General features: G+C 68.4%; 19 protein-coding genes and 1 tRNA gene. 7 read left to right on the forward strand and 13 right to left on the reverse strand.

All coding sequences use genetic code 11. The annotated features are described in order from the left end of the window. From pnp to rpsO, 5 genes are all read right to left on the reverse strand, one after another. The coding region (gene pnp, locus VDQ18_RS11925; RefSeq protein WP_323021159.1) for a polyribonucleotide nucleotidyltransferase at positions 1-1,492 on the reverse strand (1,492 nt) is incomplete at its 3' end. Between the two features lie 211 nt (positions 1,493-1,703). Continuing rightward, complete coding sequence (locus tag VDQ18_RS11930) at positions 1,704-2,735, reverse strand: GAF domain-containing protein (protein WP_323021160.1); 1,032 nt, start codon at positions 2,733-2,735, stop codon at positions 1,704-1,706. Positions 2,736-2,932: 197 nt separating this feature from the next. Next, entirely contained in the window at positions 2,933-4,282 is a 1,350-nt protein-coding gene (locus tag VDQ18_RS11935; RefSeq protein ID WP_323021161.1) for a TrkH family potassium uptake protein, read from the reverse strand. Beyond that, on the reverse strand, positions 4,279-4,938 hold the full coding sequence (locus VDQ18_RS11940; RefSeq protein WP_323021162.1) for a TrkA family potassium uptake protein: 660 nt from the start codon (positions 4,936-4,938) through the stop codon (positions 4,279-4,281). Before VDQ18_RS11940 ends, VDQ18_RS11935 begins: the two co-directional genes overlap by 4 nt. A 136-nt stretch (positions 4,939-5,074) precedes the next feature. Then, positions 5,075-5,344, reverse strand: coding sequence for a 30S ribosomal protein S15 (gene rpsO, locus VDQ18_RS11945; protein WP_323021163.1), 270 nt, complete (start codon positions 5,342-5,344; stop codon positions 5,075-5,077). A 288-nt stretch (positions 5,345-5,632) separates the two neighbouring features. Between rpsO and VDQ18_RS11950 the strand changes: the two genes are divergently transcribed. Continuing rightward, positions 5,633-6,775, forward strand: a complete 1,143-nt coding sequence (locus VDQ18_RS11950; RefSeq protein WP_323021164.1) for a calcium-binding protein — start codon at positions 5,633-5,635, stop codon at positions 6,773-6,775. A gap of 31 nt (positions 6,776-6,806) precedes the next feature. Here the strand turns inward: VDQ18_RS11950 and VDQ18_RS11955 are convergent. Continuing rightward, positions 6,807-6,883 (reverse strand) — tRNA-Arg (locus VDQ18_RS11955). A 190-nt stretch (positions 6,884-7,073) separates the two neighbouring features. Here VDQ18_RS11955 and VDQ18_RS11960 point away from each other — a divergent pair. Further along, the gene (locus VDQ18_RS11960) at positions 7,074-8,111 is read left to right on the forward strand and encodes a LacI family DNA-binding transcriptional regulator (protein ID WP_323021165.1); all 1,038 of its coding nucleotides are present in this window, start codon (positions 7,074-7,076) and stop codon (positions 8,109-8,111) included. 235 nt (positions 8,112-8,346) lie between these two features. Here the strand turns inward: VDQ18_RS11960 and VDQ18_RS11965 are convergent, their stop codons facing one another. Both VDQ18_RS11965 and VDQ18_RS11970 read right to left on the reverse strand, forming a co-directional pair. Next, positions 8,347-9,696 carry an ammonium transporter gene (locus tag VDQ18_RS11965; protein ID WP_323021166.1) on the reverse strand — a complete coding sequence of 450 codons (1,350 nt, stop codon included), beginning with the start codon at positions 9,694-9,696 and terminating at the stop codon, positions 8,347-8,349. A 29-nt stretch (positions 9,697-9,725) separates the two neighbouring features. Then, a complete protein-coding gene (locus tag VDQ18_RS11970; RefSeq protein ID WP_107751268.1) occupies positions 9,726-10,064 on the reverse strand; it encodes a P-II family nitrogen regulator in 339 nt (112 codons plus the stop codon). Positions 10,065-10,339: 275 nt separating this feature from the next. Here VDQ18_RS11970 and VDQ18_RS11975 point away from each other — a divergent pair, with 275 nt between their 5' ends. After that, positions 10,340-12,544 carry a transglycosylase domain-containing protein gene (locus VDQ18_RS11975; protein WP_323021167.1) on the forward strand — a complete coding sequence of 735 codons (2,205 nt, stop codon included), beginning with the start codon at positions 10,340-10,342 and terminating at the stop codon, positions 12,542-12,544. Between the two features lie 72 nt (positions 12,545-12,616). Here VDQ18_RS11975 and VDQ18_RS11980 read toward each other — a convergent pair whose 3' ends face one another. From VDQ18_RS11980 to VDQ18_RS11990, 3 genes are read right to left on the reverse strand one after another with little or no spacing between them, the layout of a single operon-like run. Then, a complete protein-coding gene (locus VDQ18_RS11980) occupies positions 12,617-12,985 on the reverse strand; it encodes a hypothetical protein (RefSeq protein WP_323021168.1) in 369 nt (122 codons plus the stop codon). Further along, the gene (locus VDQ18_RS11985; protein WP_323021169.1) at positions 12,982-13,590 is read right to left on the reverse strand and encodes an ABC transporter substrate-binding protein; all 609 of its coding nucleotides are present in this window, start codon (positions 13,588-13,590) and stop codon (positions 12,982-12,984) included. Before VDQ18_RS11985 ends, VDQ18_RS11980 begins: the two co-directional genes overlap by 4 nt. Next, entirely contained in the window at positions 13,577-14,302 is a 726-nt protein-coding gene (locus VDQ18_RS11990; protein ID WP_323021170.1) for a VacJ family lipoprotein, read from the reverse strand. The genes VDQ18_RS11985 and VDQ18_RS11990 overlap by 14 nt, the downstream gene beginning before the upstream one ends. Positions 14,303-14,413: 111 nt before the next feature. Here VDQ18_RS11990 and VDQ18_RS11995 point away from each other — a divergent pair, with 111 nt between their 5' ends. After that, positions 14,414-16,123 (forward strand): type I secretion system permease/ATPase, encoded by a 1,710-nt coding sequence (locus VDQ18_RS11995; protein WP_323021171.1) that lies wholly within the window; start codon positions 14,414-14,416, stop codon positions 16,121-16,123. Next, positions 16,116-17,405 carry an HlyD family type I secretion periplasmic adaptor subunit gene (locus tag VDQ18_RS12000; protein ID WP_323021172.1) on the forward strand — a complete coding sequence of 430 codons (1,290 nt, stop codon included), beginning with the start codon at positions 16,116-16,118 and terminating at the stop codon, positions 17,403-17,405. The genes VDQ18_RS11995 and VDQ18_RS12000 overlap by 8 nt, the downstream gene beginning before the upstream one ends. Positions 17,406-17,774: 369 nt before the next feature. Here VDQ18_RS12000 and trpS read toward each other — a convergent pair whose 3' ends face one another. Further along, positions 17,775-18,836, reverse strand: coding sequence for a tryptophan--tRNA ligase (gene trpS / locus VDQ18_RS12005; protein WP_107751261.1), 1,062 nt, complete (start codon positions 18,834-18,836; stop codon positions 17,775-17,777). Positions 18,837-18,931: 95 nt separating this feature from the next. On the opposite strand from trpS, the gene VDQ18_RS12010 reads away from it, so the two are divergent. Further along, on the forward strand, positions 18,932-19,648 hold the full coding sequence (locus VDQ18_RS12010) for a rhomboid family intramembrane serine protease (RefSeq protein WP_323021173.1): 717 nt from the start codon (positions 18,932-18,934) through the stop codon (positions 19,646-19,648). Between the two features lie 59 nt (positions 19,649-19,707). Continuing rightward, entirely contained in the window at positions 19,708-19,941 is a 234-nt protein-coding gene (locus VDQ18_RS12015; RefSeq protein WP_323021174.1) for a GlsB/YeaQ/YmgE family stress response membrane protein, read from the forward strand. A gap of 52 nt (positions 19,942-19,993) precedes the next feature. On the opposite strand, the gene murJ is transcribed toward VDQ18_RS12015, so the two are convergent. Further along, the gene (gene murJ / locus VDQ18_RS12020) at positions 19,994-21,535 is read right to left on the reverse strand and encodes a murein biosynthesis integral membrane protein MurJ (RefSeq protein WP_323021175.1); all 1,542 of its coding nucleotides are present in this window, start codon (positions 21,533-21,535) and stop codon (positions 19,994-19,996) included. Positions 21,536-21,563: the final 28 nt, after the last annotated feature.

Below are 21,563 nucleotides of genomic sequence, written 5' to 3' on the forward strand. Positions count from 1 at the left end.
TGAAGTCCATGTCGCCGAGGTGATCCTCGTCGCCCAGGATGTCGGTCAGCACGGCGAAGCGGCCGTCGTCTTCCAGGATCAGGCCCATGGCCACACCGGCGACCGGGGCTTTCAGCGGAACGCCCGCGTCCATCATCGACAGCGAACCGCCGCAGACGGTGGCCATCGAGGACGAGCCGTTCGATTCCGTGATCTCCGAGACCATGCGGATCGTGTAGGGGAAGTCGGTGGCGGCGGGCAGGACGGCCTGCAGCGCGCGCCAGGCGAGTTTCCCGTGACCGATCTCACGACGGCCCGGGCTGCCCATGCGGCCCACTTCGCCGACCGAATAGGGCGGGAAGTTGTAGTGCAGCAGGAAGTTGGCCTTGTAGGTGCCGGTCAGCGCGTCGACGAATTGCTCGTCATCGCCGGTGCCGAGCGTGGCCACGCACAGCGACTGCGTCTCGCCACGGGTGAACAGCGCCGAGCCATGCGTCCGCGGCAGAACCGAGGTTTCGCAGGTGATCGGGCGGATGTCCGTGGTCGAGCGGCCGTCGATGCGGGGCGCGCCGTTGATCACGTCGCCGCGCAGGATCGAGGCTTCCAGCTTCTTCATCGCGGTGTCGAGCTGCGGGTCGGCCAGCTCTTCCTCGTTCAGCTGCGCCTTGATGGCGGCGCGGGCTTCCGAGATCGCGTTGACGCGGTCCTGCTTGTCCTTGATGCCGAAGGCGGCGCGCATCTGCGTCTCGCCCAGCGCCTTGATCCGCGACAGGATCGCCGAATAGTCCGGCGCGTCGAAGTCGAAGGGCTCTTTGGCGCATTCTTCGGCGAAGTCGATGATCAGGCCGATGACCGGCTGGATCGACTCGTGGGCGAATTTCACGGCGCCCAGCATCTCGGCTTCGGACAGCTCATAGGCTTCCGATTCCACCATCATCACGGCGTCGGCGGTGCCGGCCACGACCAGGTCCAGGCGCTGTTCGGGGTTGTCCCGCAGCTTGACCATGTCGTCGCAATCGGGGTTCAGCACGTATTCGCCATTGGCGAAACCGACGCGCGCGGCGGCGATCGGGCCCATGAAGGGCACGCCCGAGATGGTCAGCGCGGCCGAAGCGGCGATCATCGCCAGGATGTCGGGCTCGTTGACCAGATCGTGCGACAGCACGGTGCAGACGACGAGCACTTCGTTGCGGAAGCCTTCGACGAACAGCGGACGGATCGGGCGGTCGATCAGGCGCGAGGTCAGCGTCTCTTTTTCCGAGGGACGGCCTTCACGCTTGAAGAAGCCACCGGGGATCTTGCCGGCGGCATAGGTGCGTTCCTGATAATGCACGGTCAGCGGGAAAAAGTCCTGACCGGGCTTCGCCGCTTTGGCGAAGGTCACGTTGGCCATGACCGAGGTCTCGCCCAGCGTGGCGATGACCGAGCCGTCGGCCTGGCGGGCAACGCGGCCCGATTCCAGCGTGAGCGTCTCGTTGCCCCACTGGATGGATTTCTTGGTGATGTTGAACATTCAGTTTCCTCTGGGAGCGCTCCCGGCCCCTGCCGGGTCTCCCGTGTCTATGGCGGCCCCATTGCCGCCGACCCCTATCCTTCGCATCACGCCGGGGTCACAGCGTCACGTCACAGATGCTGCGGGGCCATACAGGAAAAATGGCTGCGGGGGAAGGGGGAGGCCGCGGCACCGGACGAGGGCCGCCGATCCGGGGCCCGGCGGCCGCGCCTCAATGGGCCAGCGCGCTCAGCGGGATGGTGATCACGTGGCGCAGCGCGTTGTCGTCGTGCGAGGTCTCGACCGTGCCGCCCAGCTGGCCCTGCAGGGTCAGGCCGATCAGCTGCGTGCCGAACCCGGCCGGAGCCGCGGGTGCGCCGCCGGCCTCGACCCCGCATTCGGCCCAGGTGAGGCGCAGGTCCTCGTCGCCGATCACCCAGTCGATGCTCAGCCTCGCCCCGGGCGTGTCGTCCGACAGGGCGCCGTATTTCGCGGCGTTGGTGGCCAGTTCGTGAAAGGCCAGCGTCAGCGCCGTCGTGGCCCGGGCGCCTACCGTCAGATCCCCGCCCTGGATGCGCCAGACCTGGCCCTCGGAATCCCAGGGCGCCAGCAGCGTGCCGATCAGGGCGCGCAGCGTGGTCCCGGCCTCGGCCGGTTGATTGGCGTGGATGGCGGGGGCGATCAGCGCATGCGCCCGCGACAGCGCCTGCAGGCGATCGGACAGCGCGCTGGCACTCTCGCCCGTGGCGCGGCTCATGCGGACGATGCCGCCCACCACCGAGAACAGGTTCTTCACCCGGTGGTTCAGCTCCTGGATCAGCAACTGCCGCTCGACCACCACGCGGCGCAGGGCGATCTCGGTCTCGACGATGGTGGCGAGGTCGGTCAGGTCGGCCAGATCCCCCTCGCTCCATGCCCGGGGCTGGTGGTCGATGGCGCAGAGCGAGCCCAGGACCCGCCCCTCGCCATCGCGCACCGGCACGCCCAGATAGGCGACGACCCTGAGGTCCGGCACGGCGCCGTTCCCTGCCAGCAGCGGATGGGCGCGGGCGTCGCTGACCGCCAGCGGCGCGCCCTGGCTCACGACATACTGGCAGAAGGAATGCGACAGCGGGGTGCCGGTCAGCCCCTCCTCCAGCCCGATCGAGGATTTGAAGAACTGCCGCTCGGCATCGACCAGCGACAACAGCGCGATCGGCGTTTCCAGAATGCGCGAGGCCAGCCGCGAGGCCCGGTCGAACACGACCTCCGCCCCGGAATCCATCAGCTGGCTCCGGGTCAGGGCGTCGAGCCGCTCTCTGCCGGCGAGCCGCGCGGCATGGTCGGCGGGTTCAGCATCGGGAAACGGCTTCGGAGCCGGGCGCACAAGGTCGTCGATGGCAGATCTCGGGATTGGGCGCGCCCCATACGCGCCGACCTGAAGAATATAGCCTGCCTTCCGCGCAGGGAAAGAGCCAAGCGTCAGCCTAGGTGAATTGTCGCCTGCGGATAGCGGATGCGGGGCGTGGTGCGGGTCGCCAGGAAGAAGCCCAGCGTCAGCGGTCCGACCCGGCCCAGGAACATGATCACCACGATCACCGCCCGGCCGACCTCGTTCAGCTCGCCGGTGATGCCGCGGCTCAGCCCCACGGTGCCGAAGGCCGAGGCGACCTCGAAGGCGATGTCCAGGAACTGGCCGTCATGGGCCACGGTCATGATGAAGACGCCGATGAAGACGAGCAGCACCGAAATCGCCGTCAGTGCCATGACCTTGAGCACCTGCTCCAGCCCGATGGAGCGGCCGAAGGCATGCAGCTGCGTCTGGCGGCGGAAGAAGGCGACGGTGGCCAGCAGCATGACGACGAAGGTGGTCACCTTGATGCCGCCCGCGGTCGAGGCCGGCCCGCCGCCGATCAGCATCAGCGAGATGAACATGACCGAGGTATCGTCGTGCAACTGGCCGATATCGACGGTGTTGAAGCCCGCGGTCCGGGTGGTCACGCCCTGAAACCAGCTGACCACCAGCCGGGCGATGGCACTGTCGTATTGACCCAGCGTGCCGGGGTTGTTCCATTCCAGTGTGGCGAAGCCCAGCACCGACCAGGGGATCAGGATCCCGGTCCCCAGCAGCATGATCTTGGTATGCAGCGTCCAGGCCTGCGGCCTGCGGCCGCCCATCACGTCCTGCATCACCACGAAGCCGATGCCGCCGATGATGAACAGTGCCGGGATCACGCTGTTGACCACCGGGTCGGTGGCATAGCCGATCAGCCCGTCCGGGAAGGTGGAAAACCCGGCGTTGTTGAAGGCCGAGATGGAGTGGAAGACGGCCGCCCACATCCCCTCGGCCAGCCCCAGCCGCGGCACGAAGGTCAGCGCCAGCAGCAGCGCCCCTGCCACCTCGCAGACCAGCACCACCCGCAGGACGGTCGCGGCCAGACCCAGCAGCCGGTGCATGGAATGATGGTTCAAATCCTCGCGCAGGAAGACTTGGCCGGTGATGCCCAAAGGCATGCCCAGCGCCGCCAGGATCAGCACCGCAAAGGTCATCAGCCCCAGCCCGCCCAGCTGGATCAGGAAGGCCACGACGAATTCGCCGAACCAGGTCAGCTGTGCGCCGACGTCAAAGACCACGAGCCCCGTCACCGTCACCGCCGAGGTGGCGGTGAAGATCGCGTCGGACCAGGACAGCGGCCCGACATGGGCCAGCGGCAGTTTCAGCGCCAGCGCGCCCAGCGCGATCAGCACGGCATAGAGCAGCGCCAGAATGGCGGGCGGCGGGATCGCGCGCAGCCGGCTGGCCAGTGCCCGCAACCGGCGGCGTAATCTCACAGCGAATCCCCGAAGCTGCGCAGCTCGCCGCGCTTGCCCAGCAGGATCAGCTTGTCGTCCGTCTCCAGCAGCGTGTCTTCGGTGGAATGGCGGAATTCGGTCCCCCGCATAACCCCCAGAAGCCGCAGGTCATGCACCGTGCCCAGCCCCAGCGAGCTCAGCTCGCGCCCCTCCAGCCGCTTCGGCACGACGATGTTGACGACGCTGTAGCCGTTGCCGAGGCTGACGTAATCCTGCAGCACCGGGTTGTTCAGCATCTGGGCGATGTGGCGGCCCATCTCCTGCTCGGGCTGGATCACCCGGTCGACGCCCAGCTTGGCCAGGATCCGGTGATGCGTGCGGCTCGAGGCTTTGACCCAGAGCGTCTCGATCCCGATCAGCTTCAGGGTCATCGCCGTCAGGATGCTGGCCTCGAGGTTCGAGCCGATCGCCACCAGCGCCACGTCGTAATTGTCGATCCCCGCCTCGCGCAGGGCCGCCTCATCGGTGGCGTCCATGATCAGCGCGCTGGTCAGGGTCGAGGTCAGAAGCGAGACGCGGCGTTCGTCGATGTCGATGCCGACGACGCGGTTGCCAAAGCGGGCCAGTTCGGTCGCGACGGTGCTGCCGAAAGCGCCGAGGCCGACCACCGCGAAGCTGCGGTTTCTCTTTGCCATGGGGTCCCCCAGTCGGAAACCCGCGCACGCTGCGCCGCAGAAGCAGCGAAGTCAAGAGAGGCGCGTGCGGCCCCGCACCACGCAAAACGCCGGCTCGATGAGCCGGCGTTCGGTCGTCTGCGCGAGGCGCGGCAGCTCAGCGGCGGATGCCGAGGCGGCCGATCAGCGCGGTGTAGCGGGCCTCTTCCTTGCCCTTCAGGTAGTCCAGCAGCTTGCGGCGCTGGGCGACCAGCATCAGAAGGCCACGACGGCTGTGGTTGTCCTTCTTGTGGGTCTTGAAGTGCTCGGTCAGGGTGTTGATGCGCGAGGTCAGGATGGCAACCTGCACTTCGGGCGAACCGGTGTCGCCTTCCTTGGTGCCGAATTCCTTGATCAGACGCTGCTTTTCTTCGACGGTGATCGACATCGGGGTCTCCTGTGGTCAAAGGGTGAAGGCATCGGCCGGGATGTCGTCCAGCACGCGCCCATGGAGGGTCCTGACCCCGGGACGGGGCGAGGATGCGCGCGTATAGGCGATCGGCGGCCCAAGGGCAATCGGATTCGCGCGGGGCAGCGCCCGGGGCGGCGGCACGGGGTATTTACCATGCGCGCAGAATCTGCCTTGCTGCCTGCCCATGGTCCCTGTTTGTTCAAGGTTTAGCGGTGTATTCTGGGGCTGTAACGGTGTGCCGCCTGCGGGCGGCTGGGGGTTTGTATGTGGTTTCTGCTGGGGCTGCTCGGCATCGCGGTCGCCGCGGGCGTGAGCGATACCTTCATCCGGGGTGCGGCTGAGGATGCGGCCGATGATCCCGATCCCGCGGCGCCCGGGGACGAACCCGGCAGCGAGGCCACCGGCGAGGGCGAGCTGATCGACGCCGCAGGCGAAGAACCCGGCTTGGCCGAACCCCCTCCCGAAGGCCCGCTGCCTGAAGCGCCTGTGCCCGAAGATCCCGCGCCCGAAGACGACCCCGACGACGCGGCCCTCCCGGCCCCGGCGGGCGAAGTCCTGGTGCTTGTCGATCCCCTCGGAACCGCCCCCGTCGACCCGCTTCCTGCTGCTGAGGCCTCCGAAAGCGGTGTCATCGACAGCGAATACCCGCCCGAACTGCCCGCCAACCGCTACCTGGAAGGCAGCGATGGCGACGACAATCTGGCGGTTGAGGCGGGCTCGGATACGGTCCTCGGCGGCGGCGGCAACGATTGGGTCGAGGGGCTGGGCGGCCGCGACTGGCTCGATGGCGGGGCGGGCTCCGACACGCTCGACGGCGGCACCGGCAACGACACGCTCACTGGCGGCGACGATGCCGACTGGCTTCTGGGCGCCAGCGGCGACGACATCCTCGACGGCGGCTCGGGCGCGGATTGGCTGACCGGCGGTTCGGGCGCCGACACGCTCAACGGCGGCGAGGGCGATGACACGCTCGAGGGCGGCTTCGACGACGACACGCTGGACGGTGGCGAGGGGCGCGACCTCTTGATGGGGGGCGACGGCAACGATCGGCTCGACGGCGGCAACGACCGCGGCGAGGCCGATACGCTGAACGGCGGCGCGGGCGACGACACGCTGCATCTGGGCGGCAACGACCTGGCCCATGGCGGCGAGGGGGCCGATACCTTCCAGCTGGACGGCTGGATCGACACTGACAACCCGGCCCTGGTGGCTGATTTCGAACCCGGCATCGACCACCTGACCATCGGCTGGGAAGGGCAGGGCCCCGAACCCGAGGTCACGACCCTCTACGACGCTGAGGCCGGCGGCCTGCGCATCCTTGTAAACGGCGACCCGGTCGCCCTGCTGCAAGGCGTCACCGCGCTCGGCCCCACGGACCTCGCGCTGGTGCCGATACAGACTGGCTGAAACAGGGAGATCGCGCGCCCCAGAAGGGCAATGGTGACCCCGACAGGATTCGAACCTGTAACCTGTCCCTTAGGAGGGGACTGCTCTATCCAGTTGAGCCACGGGGCCGCCGCCTCCTCTATCGCGGCAAGTGCGGCGCAAGGCAAGACCGGACCGCGCGGCAGGGCCTGATGATTGCGGTATCATCCTTGCTTTGACACTGGCCTAAACCCCGGTCTAGAAAGGCTCATTCGCCGTAACGATCAGGGGCGCGGAGAAGGGCGTCACGCCGTTCCTCCGCACGAAGGAGGCCCGCCGCATGTCGCAACCCCGTCAACCCGAGATCCGCCGCCCCCTGACGCTGCGGGACGTGTCCGAGGCCTGCGGGGTCAGCGAGATGACGGTCAGCCGGGTGCTCAGGAACCGCGAGGATGTCTCGCCCGCCACGCGCGAGAAGGTCCTCGCCGCCGCCCGGGCGCTCGGCTACGTGCCCAACAAGATCGCCGGCGGGCTGGCCTCGCAGCAGGTCAATCTGGTGGCGGTGATCGTGCCGTCCCTGTCGAACATGGTCTTTCCCGAGGTGCTGAGCGGCATTTCCGCCGCGCTGGAGGACAGCGGGCTGCAGCCGGTCTTCGGCGTCACGAATTATTCGGCCGAGAAGGAAGAGGAAGTCCTCTACGAGATGCTGTCCTGGCGGCCCTCGGGCGTGATCATCGCCGGACTCGAGCATACCGAAGCCGCGCGCGCCATGCTGGAAAATGCCGGCATCCCGATTGTCGAGATCATGGATTCCGACGGCGAGCCCATCGACAGCGTGGTCGGCATCTCGCACCGCGCCGCCGGGCGCCAGATGGCCGAGGCCATCGTCGCCGCGGGCTATCGCAAGATCGGCTTCCTCGGCACCAAGATGACCGACGACCACCGCGCGCGCAAACGCATGGAGGGGCTGGTCGAGGGGCTGGCCGAGCACGGGCTGGAACTGACCGCGACCGAGCTTTATTCCGGGGGCTCCGCCCTGAAGAAGGGGCGCGAGCTGACCGAGGCCATTCTCACCCGCAACCCGGATATCGACTTCCTCTATTATTCCAACGACATGATCGGCGCGGGCGGGCTGCTCTACTGCCTGGACAAGGGCTATGACATCCCGGGCAGGCTGGGCCTTGCCGGGTTCAACGGCACCGATTTCCTCGATGGCTTGCCGATGCAGCTGGCCACCATCGACGCCTGCCGCCGCGAGATCGGCGAGAAGGCGGCGGCGATCATCGCCGGCAAGGGCTTCGGCGACGGGGTGATGGGCGGCCACAAGATCCAGCTGACGCCGCGGCTGGAACCGGGCGACACGATCCGCCGGGGCTGAGATCCGGGCGCGGCCCGGCGCCGCCCCCAATTCCTCTTCGTTCTTCAAATATCCCACGGGGGGTCCGGGGGGTGTGAAACCCCCCGGCTGGTCGCCCGAAGGCGCGAGGCTGAAAGCCTTGCGACCGAGGGCGAAACCCCTCCGTTCCCGCCAAACGCCAGAATGCCAAGCGCCAGAACGAAAGAACCCGGGCGCGAACGCCCGGGTTCAGGATCCCGTCGGAGAGAGGGCGGGATCAGTGGTTGTAGGCCGATTCGCCGTGGCTGGTGAGGTCCAGGCCCTGACGCTCGTCATCGGTCGACACGCGCAGACCCATGACCATGTCGACCACTTTCAGCAGGATGAAGGACACGACGCCCGACCAGACGATGGTGATCGCCACGGCCTGGATCTGGATCCAGGTCTGGGCGGCCGCGGTGTCGGCCAGGGTGCCCACGCCACCGAAGGCTTCGGCCGAGAGGAAGCCGGTGCCGATGGCGCCGACGATGCCGCCGATGCCGTGGATGCCGAACACGTCGAGGCTGTCGTCATAGCCCACCTTGGTCTTCACGACGGCGACGAAGAAGTAGCAGATCACCGAGGCCGCGGCGCCCAGGACGATGGCGCCCATCGGGCCGATGGTGCCGCAGGCCGGGGTGATGGCCACGAGGCCCGCGATCATGCCCGAGGCGGCGCCCAGCATCGAGGAATGCTTGCGGGTGATCTTCTCGACGATGTTCCAGGCCAGGATGGCGGCGGCGGTTGCGATGAAGGTGTTGATCATCGCCAGGCCAGCGCCCCCGTTGGCCTCGAGGTTGGAGCCAGCGTTGAAGCCGAACCAGCCGACCCAGAGCATGCCGGCGCCAACCAGCGTCAGGGTCATCGAATGCGGGGCCATGTTGTCTTTCTTGAAGCCCACACGCGGGCCGATGACCAGCGCCGCGACCAGCGCCGCGATACCGGCGTTGATGTGGACCACGGTGCCGCCGGCGAAGTCGATCGCACCGGTGCCGCCGCCGAGGTTGAAGATCAGGCCCGAGCCGTCCCAGACCATATGGGCGATCGGGAAGTAGACCAGCGTCACCCAGAGCGCCATGAACAGCATCATCGCGCCGAACTTGATGCGCTCGGCGAAGGCGCCGACGATCAGGGCCGGGGTGATGGCGGCAAAGGTCATCTGGAAGGCGATGAAGATGAATTCGGGGATCACCACGCCATCGGTGAAGGTCGCGGCCATCGAGTCAGCCGTGACACCGCCGAGGAACAGCTTGCCGAGGCCGCCCCAATAGGGCGAGGTGCTGCCGCCGAAGGCGAAGGAATAGCCCCAGAGCACCCAGATCACCATCACCATGGCGGCGATCGAGGTACATTGCATCAGCACCGACAGCATGTTCTTCGAGCGGACGAGGCCGCCGTAGAACAGCGCAAGGCCCGGGACGATCATGAACAGCACCAGCACGGTGGCGGTCATCATCCAGGCGACGTCGCCCTTGTCCATGGTTTCGGTCACCACCTCGGCGGCGGCCTCGGTCGCCTCCTGGGCGAGGGCGGCCAGCGGCAGCATCGCGGCCACGGCAGCAGAGGGAAGGAGTTTTTTCAGTTGCATGTGTGTCGGTCCCTTTGTCCCGTGGTCGCTCAGAGCGCTTCGTCGCCGGCTTCGCCGGTCCGCACGCGGGTTGCCTGTTCCAGATCCAGAACGAAGATCTTGCCGTCGCCGATCTTGCCGGTGCGCGCGGTCCGCGACAGCGTCTCGACGACCTGATCCGCCAGTCCATCGGGCACGGCGATTTCCAGTTTCACTTTCGGAACGAAGTTCACGGCGTATTCGGCGCCGCGGTAGATTTCGGTATGTCCCGACTGCGTCCCGAAGCCCTTGATCTCGGTGACCATCAGGCCGCGCACGCCGATGGTGGTCAGCGCCTCGCGGACCTCCTCCAGCTTGAACGGCTTGATTGCTGCGATGATGTACTTCACGTGTGCCCCCTTCTTGCGGTCCCAGGGGCGCCCTTCGACGGGCGCGTCCTGCGCCAATAGCGCTGCCCAAAGCGGCAAAGCGCAACGCTGGCACGGGCCGGAAACCGCCCCGAAACCGGCTGATTGCTCAAAAAATGAACAATTAGGCACGGGCGATTAAATTTCGGGCATATCACGAAGGCGAATCGCTGTGAGACGGGGCCTCCACAAGCGCGCGGCGCGCGGGTATTGTACGCCAAAGACACGAAACGGCACGGCAGCGGGCAGAACAGCGTATGGCATCGAACGGAACCCGGCGTCCTCCTCTTGTGGCGGACCGGCGCGCCTCGGCGCCTCGGCCTCAGGCTGGCAACGGGTCGGGTGGCGGGTCCCGCGGCGGCTCGGGCGGCGGCGGGCGCAGGCCCCCGCGCAAGCGTCAGCCCAAACGCTCGGGCAACCCGATCGTGCGTTTCGTCGGCGGCTTTCTCCGGCTGGTGTTCCGCATCGTCTGGGGCGTCACCTGGCGGGTGTCGCTGCTGGCGGCGCTGGTGATGGCGGCGGCGACCTTCTATTTCTACACCACCTTGCCCGGCAGCGTGACCGAGCTTCTGGACGGCCGGGCCCGCGGCTCGGTGACGATGAGCGACGCCGACGGCACGGTCTTTGCCTGGCGGGGTGAGTCCTTCGGTGGCTCGACCATGGCCGAGGATGTGTCCGAGCATCTGCGCCATGCCGTCGTCGCCTCCGAGGACCGGCGCTTTTACTGGCATTTCGGCGTTAGCCCGCGCGGCATCGCCGGGGCCATCGCCTCGAACATCGCGTCGGGTCGGGGGGCGTTCCGGGGGGCGGGCGGCTCGACCATCACCCAGCAGGTGGCGAAACTGCTCTGTCTGGGGCGCGAGTTCGACCCGGCCGTCTGGCAGAACGAGGCCGCCTACGAGGCCGATTGCCGCGAGGGGACGATCTGGCGCAAGATCCAGGAACTGCCCTATGCCTTCGCGCTGGAACTGCATTACTCCAAGGACGAGATCCTCTCGATCTATCTGAACCGCGCCTTCCTCGGCGCCAGTTCGCGCGGGTTCGAAGCCGCGTCCGAGCGCTATTTCGGCATCTCGGCGCGGGAGCTGAACGCGCAGCAGGCGGCGATGCTGGCGGGTCTTCTGCCCGCGCCCAGCTATTACGCGCCGACCCGCAACCTGCAGCGGGCGCAGGAACGCGCCGCCGTGGTGCTGGGGCTGATGCGCGAGCAGGGCTATCTGTCCGATGCCGAATTCCAGCAGGCCCGCGCCAATCCCGCGACCCTGCACGAGGCCGCGGACAGCACCACCGGCGGATATTTCGCCGATTGGGTGATGCAGAGCGGCCCGGCCTATCTCACGCGTGAGACGACCGAGGACGTGATGATCCAGACCACGCTGGACCAGCGCATCCAGCGCGCCGCCGAGGAAGCCGTGCGCCAGGTCTTCGCCGACCGCGTGCGCGAGGGGTCCGAGGCCGAGGCGGCCGTGGTCATCATGTCGGCCGATGGCGCCGTGCGGGGCATGGTCGGCGGGCGGCATTACGTCACCGGCGGCTTCAACCGCGCCACCCAGGCGCAGCGGCAGACCGGCTCGGCCTTCAAGCCCTTCGTCTATGCGCTGGCGATGGAGGACGGCTATCAGCCCTTCGATCTGGTCGAGGATTCGCCCCTGACCATCAACGTCCCGGGCTCGGGCCCCTGGACGCCGCGCAACTACTCCAACAACTTCCTGGGCTACATGACCCTGGCCGAAGCCCTGGCCCGGTCGCAGAACATCCCCGCGGTGCGGATTTCCGAGGCGATGGGGCGCGAGCGTGTGCGCCAGGCGGCCAACGCCTTTGGCCTGCATTCCGAACTGGCCGAGGGGCCCTCGCTGGCGCTGGGTTCGTCCGAGGCGACGCTGCTGGACATGACGGCGGCCTTCGCGGGCATCCTGAACGGCGGTTCGTCGGTGCGGCCCTATGGCTTCACCTCGCTGTCGCTGGCCGGAGAGCGGACGCCGCTGATGACGATCGGCTCGGGCATCGGCGAGCGGGTGATCAGCGCCGAGGCGGCCGAGCGGCTGGTCTGGATGATGACGCAGGTGATCGAGGCGCCCTATGGCACCGGCCGGCGGGCGCGGCTGCCTGACGGGCGACAGGCCGCGGGCAAGACCGGCACCACGACCAGCGCGCGGGACGCCTGGTTCGTCGGCTTCACCGCCGATTACGTGGTCGGTGTCTGGATGGGCAACGACGACAACGCGCCGCTGACCGGCGTTTCCGGCGGCGGCCTTCCGGCCGAGATCTGGCGCGAGGTCATGGTCCGCGTGCACGAGGGGACGCCGCTGCATCCGCTGCCGATGATCGTGCCCTCGCAGCCCAACACCGACCTGCAGCCGCCGACCACCCGCGGCGCGCCGGGCAGCACCCAAGGCTCGCCCGGGGACAGTCTGGGCGACGCGGTGATGGGGATCCTGAACGGGCTGCTGGGCGGTCGCTGACCGCAAAAGACCTTCGCTGAACGAAAAAGGCCGGCGCGGAGCCGGCCTTTTGCTTGCGCGATGGCGGAGGGGCTATTTCCCCGGCGCCTCGGTCGGGCTGTCAGCGGGGCAGGCATTCAGCAGCTGCGCGCGGCGCGGGGTCAGGTGCAGAAGCTGCCCTTCCTCGGTCCGCATCAGCATGAGCCGGTGCTGCCAGGTATCGCCCTCGCCCGCGCAATCGGCGTCATAGAGCGTGGCAGCCATGTCCCGCACCGGCACCGGATTGGACAGGCGGCACAGGGATTCGTAATAGCGGATCTCGGACCCGGTGACGCGGACCACCGCATCCGACCCGGGCCTGCAGCTGGAGGCATCGAGATAGGTCCAGGTCCCGTCATAGAGGCTCTGCGCCGAGGCGCCGCCCGCCATCAGGGCCAGGGTCAGGGTCAGCGCGCCCCTCATCCGGCTTGCCGCAGGTCCTGGATCATCCGGTCCAGGTTGCCGCCCCGGCGTTCCAGCATGGTGCCGACCTCCTGCCGCTCGGCGGCCAGGACATTCACGCCGTCGATGATCAGGTTGAAGAACAGGATCTGCCCCGACCGGTCCGACACATGCCAGCGCACCTCGAACGGGGCCTCGCCGCGCATGGTGATGGTCGAGATGACTTCCCAGAAGCTCTGCACCTGACGCGCGCCCGTGACCTCGGCCGCGGCCCCGGCGAAGCGGCGGAACTGGCGGCCGTATTTGCGCGCCAGATAGCCGCGGAAAGCCTCGGTAAAGGCCGACATCTGCGCCGCGCTCGCGCCGCGCGCGGGCGGGCCGAGGGCCGAGCGGGCGATGGTCGGGACATCGGCGTAGCGGGTGAAAAGCTGCTCGAACCGGGCAATGACCTGCGATTCCGAGGATCCCGAGTTGATGATCCCCTGCACATCGGCCATCACCCTCCCGATCAGCTCGTTCGCCTGCGCCTGGGTCAGCGCGGCGGCGGGTCCGCCCAGCATCGGGGCGGCGGCAGCGGCGGCCATGCTGGCCAGCAGCAGACGGCGGGTAGGTCTAGAAATCGGCATAGGGGTCAATGATCTCCTCTTCGACTTCGACGCCCAGATGATAACGCCTGTTCTGCAGATAAAGAAGGCGCGCCTGGGCATAAGGGTCGGCGGTATTGATCACATTCGCGTCGAGCAGGTCCGAATATTCCGCCGCATCGGCCATGCGTCCGGCAAGGCGAACGGCGCTGCTGTAGCCGTATTCCGGCGCCGGCAGCACGAACCGCAGCGGGTCGATCAGCATGTCGACCACCAGCCCGGCGCTGTCGCGCTCGGTCGAGGGGCCAAAGAGCGGCAGCACCACATAGGCGCCTTCGCCGACACCCCAGCGATGCAGCGTCTCACCGAAATCCGAGCGGCGGCCGTGGAATCCCATGGCCCCGGCCGGATCGAAAAGCCCGCCCAGACCGACGGTCGTGTTGATGACCAGCCGCACGGTATTCTCGGCCGCGCGCGCGGGCCGGACTTGCAGCAAGTCGTTGAGAATGCTGGACGGCAGGCCCAGGTTGCCGCCGACATTGCTCAGCGCGCGGCGGAAGGGGCTGGCGCGGGGCGGTGTGGGGTCTGCGGGGTCTTGCTCGGCCCCGGTGATCGCCGAGCTCAGCCGCAGATTGCTGTCGAACCAGGCCCGGTTGGTCGATTCGTAGGGGTCGTTGACCCCCGGCTCCGGCGCGCGGGCGCAGCCGGCGATCAGCGCGACGGCGAAGAATGCTGCCAGCCAGCGATGTTTCACGCGTGCCTCCTTTGCGCTCATTTACCGAATACTAGCACCTCGGCCTTTAGGGTGGTGTAAAAGGGGAATGTGACAAGGGCAACCGTGCATCCCCGTTTGTCGGGGTGCGGCATGTCGAACAGGATCACGGCCGGAAACTGGACGGCGAAGACGCACAGCCTCTGGGCGGCGGCGCTTCTGTTCGGCGCGGTTTCGAACCTGCTGGTCCTGACCGGGCCGATCTTCATGCTGCAGGTCTATGACCGGGTGCTGACCGGCCGCTCGACCGCCACGCTCTTCGTCCTCTTCGCGCTGGTGGGCTTTCTCTATGCGATGATGGCGGGGATCGACACGGCGCGGGGGCAGATCCTGCTCCGCATCGGCGCCTGGGCCCGGCATGAGCTGGAAAAGCGCGTGTTCGAGGCCAGTCTGCGCGCCCGATTGCGCGACCCGCCCGATCCCCGCGCCGCGCTGGCGATGCATGACCTTGATACGGTGCAGCGGGTGCTGGGCTCGCAGATCGCCCAGGCGCTGCTGGACCTGCCCTGGACCCTGGCCTTTCTCGCGCTCCTTTATGTCGTGCATCCCTATCTCGGGTGGCTGGCGGTCTGGGGCGGCGCGGTGCTGGCGCTGCTGGCTCTGTCCGGGCACATGCAGCAGCGGCGGCTTCTGGGCAACGCGCACCGGCAGGATTCGGCCGCCGACGTGCTGCAGGCCGCGATCGAGAATGAGGGCGGCGACCGCGTGGCCAGCCTGACGCCCGATGTCTTCGCCCGCTGGCGCGACTACCGGCGCGAGGCGCTGTCAGCGCTTCTGACCACCACGGACCGCTCGGTGCGCTCGACGGCGCTGGCGCGGACCTTCCGGTTGTTCCTGCAATCGGCGACGCTGGCGCTGGGGGCCTGGCTGGTGCTCGACAACCAGCTGTCGCCGGGCCTGATGGTCGGCACCTCGATCCTGCTGGGCCGGGCCCTGGCCCCGGTCGAACAGCTGGCGGCGCATTGGGGGCGGCTGCATGTGGCGCTGGCGGGCTGGCGCAGGCTCGACGGCTTCCTGCGCGCCACCGGCGCCGCGGTGGAGCCGGTCAGCGGCCCGATCGGCGGCGCGCTCAGCGTGCGGGGCCTCGTCGTCGTGCCGCAGGGCCGGCGCGAGGCGGTGCTGCGGCTCAATGGTTTCACCGTCCGTCCCGGCACGGCGCTGGGGGTGATCGGCCCCGGCGGCTCAGGCAAGAGCCTGTTCTCGCGGGTCCTGGCCGGGGCGATGCCGCCCTCGGCCGGGGTTCTCAGGCTGGGTGAGGTGCCGCTTTCGAAGGTGCCGGTGACCCGCATCGGCTACCTGCCGCAGCGCTTCGCCCTGCTGCCCGGCACGCTGGGCGAGGCCATCGCCCGCCACGACCCCAAGGCCGACCCCGCCCGGATCGAGGCCGCGGCGCGGCTGGCGGGGGTGCATGCCGCGATCACCGCCCTGCCCGAGGCCTATGACACCTCGACCGAGCCGGAGGTCGCGCATCTGGCGGGCGGGCTGGTGCAGCGCGTGGGGCTGGCGCGGGCCTTCTACAACGACCCGGCGCTGGTCATTCTGGACGAGCCCTCGGCGCATCTCGACGCCGACGGCACCTCGGCCTTCAACGCCGCGATCCGGGCGCTGAAGGCGCGCGGCGCGGTGGTGGTGGTGACGGCGCTGCGTCCCACCTCGATCGCCGAATGCGACGATCTGCTGGTGCTGGACGGCGGCGTGCAGACCGGCTTCGGCCCGCGCGACATCATCCTGCGCGAGATGGTGCGCAATCACATGGCGGTGGTCGGCAACGGCGGCGGAGGAGGGCGGGGGCGCGATGGATGAGATCCCCGAACTCAAGGCCCGCTCGCCGATCCTGCTGGGCATCACCACCTGCGTGATCCTGCTGACCGGGCTGATCGGCTGGGCGGCCAGCGCGGCGATCATCTCGGCCGTGGTGGCGATGGGCGAGGTCGACGTCGCCCCCTATCGCCACCCGGTGCAGCACCCGGACGGCGGCGTCGTCGCGCAATTGCTGGTGCACGAGGGTCAGACGGTCACAGCGGGCGAACTGCTGGCCGCCCTGGACAATGCCGCGCCGCGCACCGAACTCGACTTCATCGAGGCGCAGATCATCGAGGCCGAGGCGCGGCTCATGCGCCTCAGGGCCGAGCGTGACGGGCTCGACTTCCCGGTCCTGCCGGTCTCGGCGATGGAAGACCGCGTGCGCATGCGGGCGCTGCGGGCACAGCTGCGCCTCTACGACGCCCGGCGCGAAACCTACGAGCGGCAGGAAGCGCAGCTCCTGCAGCGCCGCCGCCAGGCCGAGGCCGAGCTGGAAGGGCTGATCGGCCAGCGGCAGGAGCTGGAGGCCGAGGCGCAGATCCTGCACGAGGAACTCGACAACCAGCAGACGCTGCGCGACCGCGGCCTCACCCCGTCGACCCGGGTCAGCGAACTGGCGCGCGCCAATGCCCGGCTGGCCGGGTCCCGCGCCGCGCTCGCCGCGCGGGACGGCGAATTGCGCGGCCAGATCACCGAGATCGCCATGCAGGTCTCGTCGCTGGGCGCGGCCCGGCGCGAGGAGGCGGAACTGCAATTCGCCGAGACCGGGCGCCAGCTGATCGAGCTGAACGCCCGCCGCGCGGCCTTGCTGACCCATCTCGCCGCGCTCGAGATCCGGGCCCCGGCGGCGGGCGTCGTGCATGACCTGACGCTGGCTGCCGCCGGGACCGTGCTGCGCCCGGCCGAGGTGGTGATGCAGATCCTCTCGGCGCCGCCCAAGCCGGTGCTGACCCTGCGGGTGAGCCCTGACGAGATCGATTACATCCACCTCGGCCAACTGGCGATGCTGCGCTTTCCCGGCCTGACCGCGCGCGAATTGCCGGATCTGCCGGGCCGGGTGACGGCCATCTCGGCCGCGACCTTCGTCGATGAGCGCACTGGCGTGCGGCATTTCCGGGTCGAGATCGTGCCCACGGCCGAGACACTGAGCGCGGTGGGCGAGGACGGTCTGGTGCCGGGGATGAGCGTGCAGGCCTTCATCGCCACCGGCGTGCGAACGCCCCTGGCCTATCTGATCGACCCCGTGCGCGACCATTTCGCCCGGGCGCTGCGCGAGCCGTGAGCGCGGGCAGAGCAACCGGGGCAGGGGAGTGGTTTCGCCCTCGTCCCGCGCGCAAGCGCGCGCTCATCGGGCGACCAGCGGGGGGCGCCGCCCCCCGCACCCCCCGCCAAAGGGGGTTTTCCACCCCCTTTGGATACCCCCGAGGATATTTTCAGAACAAAGAAGGCGGCAGAAGGGTGGCGCGGGAGGAGGGCGGTTGCGCTGTCCTTCTGCCCTTGGGGAGCATGGGGGGCGGAGGACCGCCCTTGAGAATGGGACGCCGGTCGTGCGGCGGGTCCCACAGGAACCCCGGTCACCAGCGCTGCCCTCTCCGCGGCGGGAGGCACGCGGGGTGGGCGGGCGGGAGCGGGCCTCCCGCCGCAGGGCGCCTCAGCGGCGCGAGCGGATCATGCCGACGATGTCGTAGGTCTTTTCCAGGATCGGCCGGGCGATGGCATCGGCCTTGTCGGCGCCTTGGCCGAGGATCCGGTCGATCTCGGCCGGGTCCTGCATCAGCCGCGACATCTCGGTCGAGATCGGCGCCAGCGAGGCGACCGCCAGATCGGCGAGCTTCGGCTTGAAGGCGCCGAAGCCCTGGCCCGCGAATTCGGCCAGCACCGCATCCTTGGTCATGCCCGCGAGCGCCGCGTAGATGTTCACCAGGTTCTTGGCCTCGGGCCGGTCGGCCAGCGCCTCGAAGCTCTCGGGCAGCGGCTCGGCGTCGGTCTTGGCCTTCTTGATCTTCTTGGCGATCGTATCGGCATCGTCGGTCAGGTTGATCCGCGCGGCGTCCGAGGGGTCCGATTTCGACATCTTCTTGGTGCCGTCGCGCAGGCTCATCACCCGCGTCGCCGCGCCCTCGATCACCGGGTTCGTCATCGGGAAGAAATCGACCTTGAAATCATGGTTGAACTTCGCCGCGATGTCGCGGGTCAGCTCCACATGCTGCTTCTGGTCCTCGCCCACCGGCACATGCGTGGCGTGATAGACCAGAATGTCGGCCGCCATCAGCGAGGGATAGGCGAAAAGCCCCAGCGAGGCCTTCTCGGCATCCTTGCCCGAGGTCTTGTCCTTCCACTGCGTCATGCGGTTCATCCAACCCATCCGGGCCACGCAGTTGAAAATCCAGCCCAATTCGGCATGGGCCGAGACCTGGCTCTGGTTGAAGAGGATGGATTTCGTGGGATCGAGGCCCGCCGCCAGATAGCCCGCCGCCAGTTCCCGCGTCTGCCGGCGCAACGCCTCGGGGTCCTGCCAGACGGTGATCGCATGCATGTCGACCATGCAATAGATCGTCTCGACCCCCTGGCCCTGCATCTCCACGAAGCGCTTGATGGCGCCCAGGTAATTGCCCAGCGTCAGGCCGCCCGAGGGCTGGATCCCGGAAAACACCCGCGGTGTGAAGCCCGGGTTCGCATCGGCGGTGGCGGTCGGGGCCTTGGCGTCGGTCATGGACGACACTCCATGGTGGAAAAACGGCTCCGCCTCGCTTATCGCTGGCGCGACGGGGCGTCAACCGACCCCACGCGGACCCGACCGGAGCCCCGATGAGCGACCAAGACGACGAGCGCCTGCTGCGCGACCTCAATTCCTCGCCGATCAACCCCTTGCCGGGGGCGGTCTGGCTGCTGGTCCTGGTGATCCTGGCGGTCGAGGTCACCCTCAGCCTGGCCGGGCAGGGGATGATCGGCGGCCAGCAGGGCATCGGCTGGCGGGTCCGGGCGATCGAGCGCTTCGCGTTTTCCAGCGGCATCCAGGAGTGGATGCTGGAGAACACACGCTTTCCGCTGACCCATCTGCTGCGCTACCTCACCTATAGTTTCGTCCATGGCAGCCTGATGCATGCCGTCTTTGCCGTGGTGCTGCTGGCAGCGCTGGGCAAGATGGTGGGCGAGAGCTTCGGGGCGATCCGCTTCCTGGCGCTGGCGCTGGTGGTGCCGGTGGCAGCGGCCTTCCTGTTCGGGCTGGTCACGGCGCAGGATCAACTGGGCTGGCTGCTGGGGGCGATGCCGATGGCCTTCGCGCTGGTCGGTGCGGTGACCTGGCTGCGCTGGCGCGATGCCCATGGCGACCGGGTCAAGCAGCGCCGGGCCTTCGCCCTGATCGGCGTCTTGATCGGCGCGCGTCTCGCCTTTGCGATGCTGGCCGAGACGGGGCCCGCCTGGATGGCGGAGCTGGCGGCTTTCGCGCTGGGGTTCGGCGCCTCGGCGCTGGTGCTGGGCCCCGGAAGCTGGCAGCGTCTCAGGGCGCGGATTCGCGGCTGAGGCGTCTTGTCGCCCCGGCGCGATCCCCTACATGAAGACGGTCACGCAGGGAGTTTGCAATGGGGATCATCGGTTCCATCATCATCGGCGGTCTGGCGGGCTGGTTCGCCTCGATGTTCATGAAATCCGACACCGGGGTGATCTTGAACATCATCCTCGGCATCGTCGGCGCGGCGGTGGCGGGCTTCATTTTCGGCCTGGTCGGCGTCAGCTTCTCGGGCATTTTCGGCTATCTGATTGCGGGCTTCGTCGGCGCCGTGATCCTGATCGCCGTGGGCCGAAAGGTCTTCTGAGGGCCGCCGTGCCGGGGTGCAGCAGCGCCGACCTTCGGGTCGGCGTTGGTCCTTAGCGCCGCCGACGCAGGCCCTTGAAATCCGACAGGCGGAAGGCGCCCAGCGCCGCGCTACCGCCGAAATAGCTGACGACGCCGATCATCACCAGACCCGCCAGGGCCAGATAGCGCCAGCCGGGCGAGGCGAGGAGCGGTGCCATCGCCCCGGCCGCGACCCAGAGCACCGCGCCCATCAGTGCCGCCGCGGCGATGATCCGCGGCAGGCGTGATTTCAGGCGGTCGTCCCATTGCGCCTCGGTCCCCATGCCGCGGCTGCCGGACCACAGCTGCCAGACCATCGCCCAGGCCGAGAGCGTGGTCGCCAGCGCGGCGGCGGCGAAGCCGATCAGCGGCGAGAGGCCGATCGCCAGACCCGCGTTCACCACCATCGACCAGAGCGCATAGCGGAACGGGCGGCGGGTGTCCTCGCGCGCGTAATAGAGGGGTTGCAGCACCTTGTGCATGACGAAGGCCGGCAGGCCCGCGCCATAGAGGGCGAGCGCCAGCGAGGTCGCCCAGGTATCCTCGGCCGTCCAGCTGCCGCGGCCATAGAGGACGCCGACCAAGGGCCCGGCGATCACCATCAGCGCCACGGCGGCGGGCAGGGTCAGGGCGAGGGCGAACTCCGTCCCGCGGTTGAAGCTGGCGCGGCCGCCCTCGGCATCGCCCGCGCGCAGGCGGCGGCTGAGATCGGGCAGCAGCACGGTGCCGATGGCGATGCCCACGACGCCCAGGGGCAGCTGATAGAGCCGGTCGGCGTAGTTGAGCCAGGCCACGGCGCCATCCGTCCATGAGGCAACCCCTCGGCCCACCAGCAGATTGACCTGCACCACGCCACCGGAAAGGACGGCGGGCCCGGCGATGATGAGAAGGCGCTTTAGGTCCGGTGTCAGCCGTGGCCAGTGCGGCAGCAGCGTGAAACCCTGCCGACGAGCCGAGAACCAGGTGAACAGGAACTGTGCGACGCCGGTCAGCGGTACTGTCCAGGCCAGCGTGAGACCCATGTCCCAGCCCGCGCGATCCGCCAGCAGCATGGCGGCGATGAACATCAGGTTCATCAGCACCGGGACGAAACTGGCCTCGGTGAAGCGGCCGAAGGTGTTCAGGATCCCCGACAGCAGCGCCACCAGCGAGATGAACAGGATGTAAACGAAGGTGATCCGCCCGAACATGACGGTCAATGCAAAGCGTTCGTCCCCAATCCAGCCCCAGGCCATCGCCATCACCAGCCAGGGCATCAGCAGCGTGCCGATCAGCGAGAAGATCAGCAGCACCCCGGCCAGCCCGGAAAATGCATCGCGGGCAAAGCCTTTCGCATCGTCGCCAGTTTCCAGTTTCTTGGCGAACATCGGCACGAAGGCCATGTTGAACGCGCCTTCGGCAAAGAAGCGGCGGAACATGTTGGGCAGCGAGAAGGCGACGAAAAACGCCTCGGCCACCGGGCCGGAGCCAAGATAGGCCGCCATCATCACGTCGCGCACGAAACCGGCGCCGCGCGACAGCAGGGTCCAGCCGCCGACGGTGACGACGGAACGGATCAGGCGGATCGGTTTCAAGACTTGTCCTTCGTATCCACGCCGGGCG

Origin of the sequence: Pararhodobacter sp. (assembly GCF_034676075.1) — a bacterium.
Classification (GTDB): domain Bacteria; phylum Pseudomonadota; class Alphaproteobacteria; order Rhodobacterales; family Rhodobacteraceae; genus Pararhodobacter.

What these genes read in the sequence shown, in the direction of transcription:
- VDQ18_RS11975 (WP_323021167.1), top strand. Translation starts at nt 10,340, where the DNA reads ATGGCATCGAACGGAACCCGGCGTCCTCCTCTTGTGGCGGACCGGCGC.
- VDQ18_RS11950 (WP_323021164.1), top strand. Translation starts at nt 5,633, where the DNA reads ATGTGGTTTCTGCTGGGGCTGCTCGGCATCGCGGTCGCCGCGGGCGTG.
- VDQ18_RS11985 (WP_323021169.1), bottom strand. Translation starts at nt 13,590, where the DNA reads ATGCCGATTTCTAGACCTACCCGCCGTCTGCTGCTGGCCAGCATGGCC.
- VDQ18_RS12010 (WP_323021173.1), top strand. Translation starts at nt 18,932, where the DNA reads ATGAGCGACCAAGACGACGAGCGCCTGCTGCGCGACCTCAATTCCTCG.
- VDQ18_RS11995 (WP_323021171.1), top strand. Translation starts at nt 14,414, where the DNA reads ATGTCGAACAGGATCACGGCCGGAAACTGGACGGCGAAGACGCACAGC.
- VDQ18_RS11980 (WP_323021168.1), bottom strand. Translation starts at nt 12,985, where the DNA reads ATGAGGGGCGCGCTGACCCTGACCCTGGCCCTGATGGCGGGCGGCGCC.
- VDQ18_RS11960 (WP_323021165.1), top strand. Translation starts at nt 7,074, where the DNA reads ATGTCGCAACCCCGTCAACCCGAGATCCGCCGCCCCCTGACGCTGCGG.
- VDQ18_RS11930 (WP_323021160.1), bottom strand. Translation starts at nt 2,735, where the DNA reads ATGGATTCCGGGGCGGAGGTCGTGTTCGACCGGGCCTCGCGGCTGGCC.
- VDQ18_RS12015 (WP_323021174.1), top strand. Translation starts at nt 19,708, where the DNA reads ATGGGGATCATCGGTTCCATCATCATCGGCGGTCTGGCGGGCTGGTTC.
- trpS (WP_107751261.1), bottom strand. Translation starts at nt 18,836, where the DNA reads ATGACCGACGCCAAGGCCCCGACCGCCACCGCCGATGCGAACCCGGGC.
- VDQ18_RS11940 (WP_323021162.1), bottom strand. Translation starts at nt 4,938, where the DNA reads ATGGCAAAGAGAAACCGCAGCTTCGCGGTGGTCGGCCTCGGCGCTTTC.
- rpsO (WP_323021163.1), bottom strand. Translation starts at nt 5,344, where the DNA reads ATGTCGATCACCGTCGAAGAAAAGCAGCGTCTGATCAAGGAATTCGGC.
- VDQ18_RS12000 (WP_323021172.1), top strand. Translation starts at nt 16,116, where the DNA reads ATGGATGAGATCCCCGAACTCAAGGCCCGCTCGCCGATCCTGCTGGGC.
- VDQ18_RS11965 (WP_323021166.1), bottom strand. Translation starts at nt 9,696, where the DNA reads ATGCAACTGAAAAAACTCCTTCCCTCTGCTGCCGTGGCCGCGATGCTG.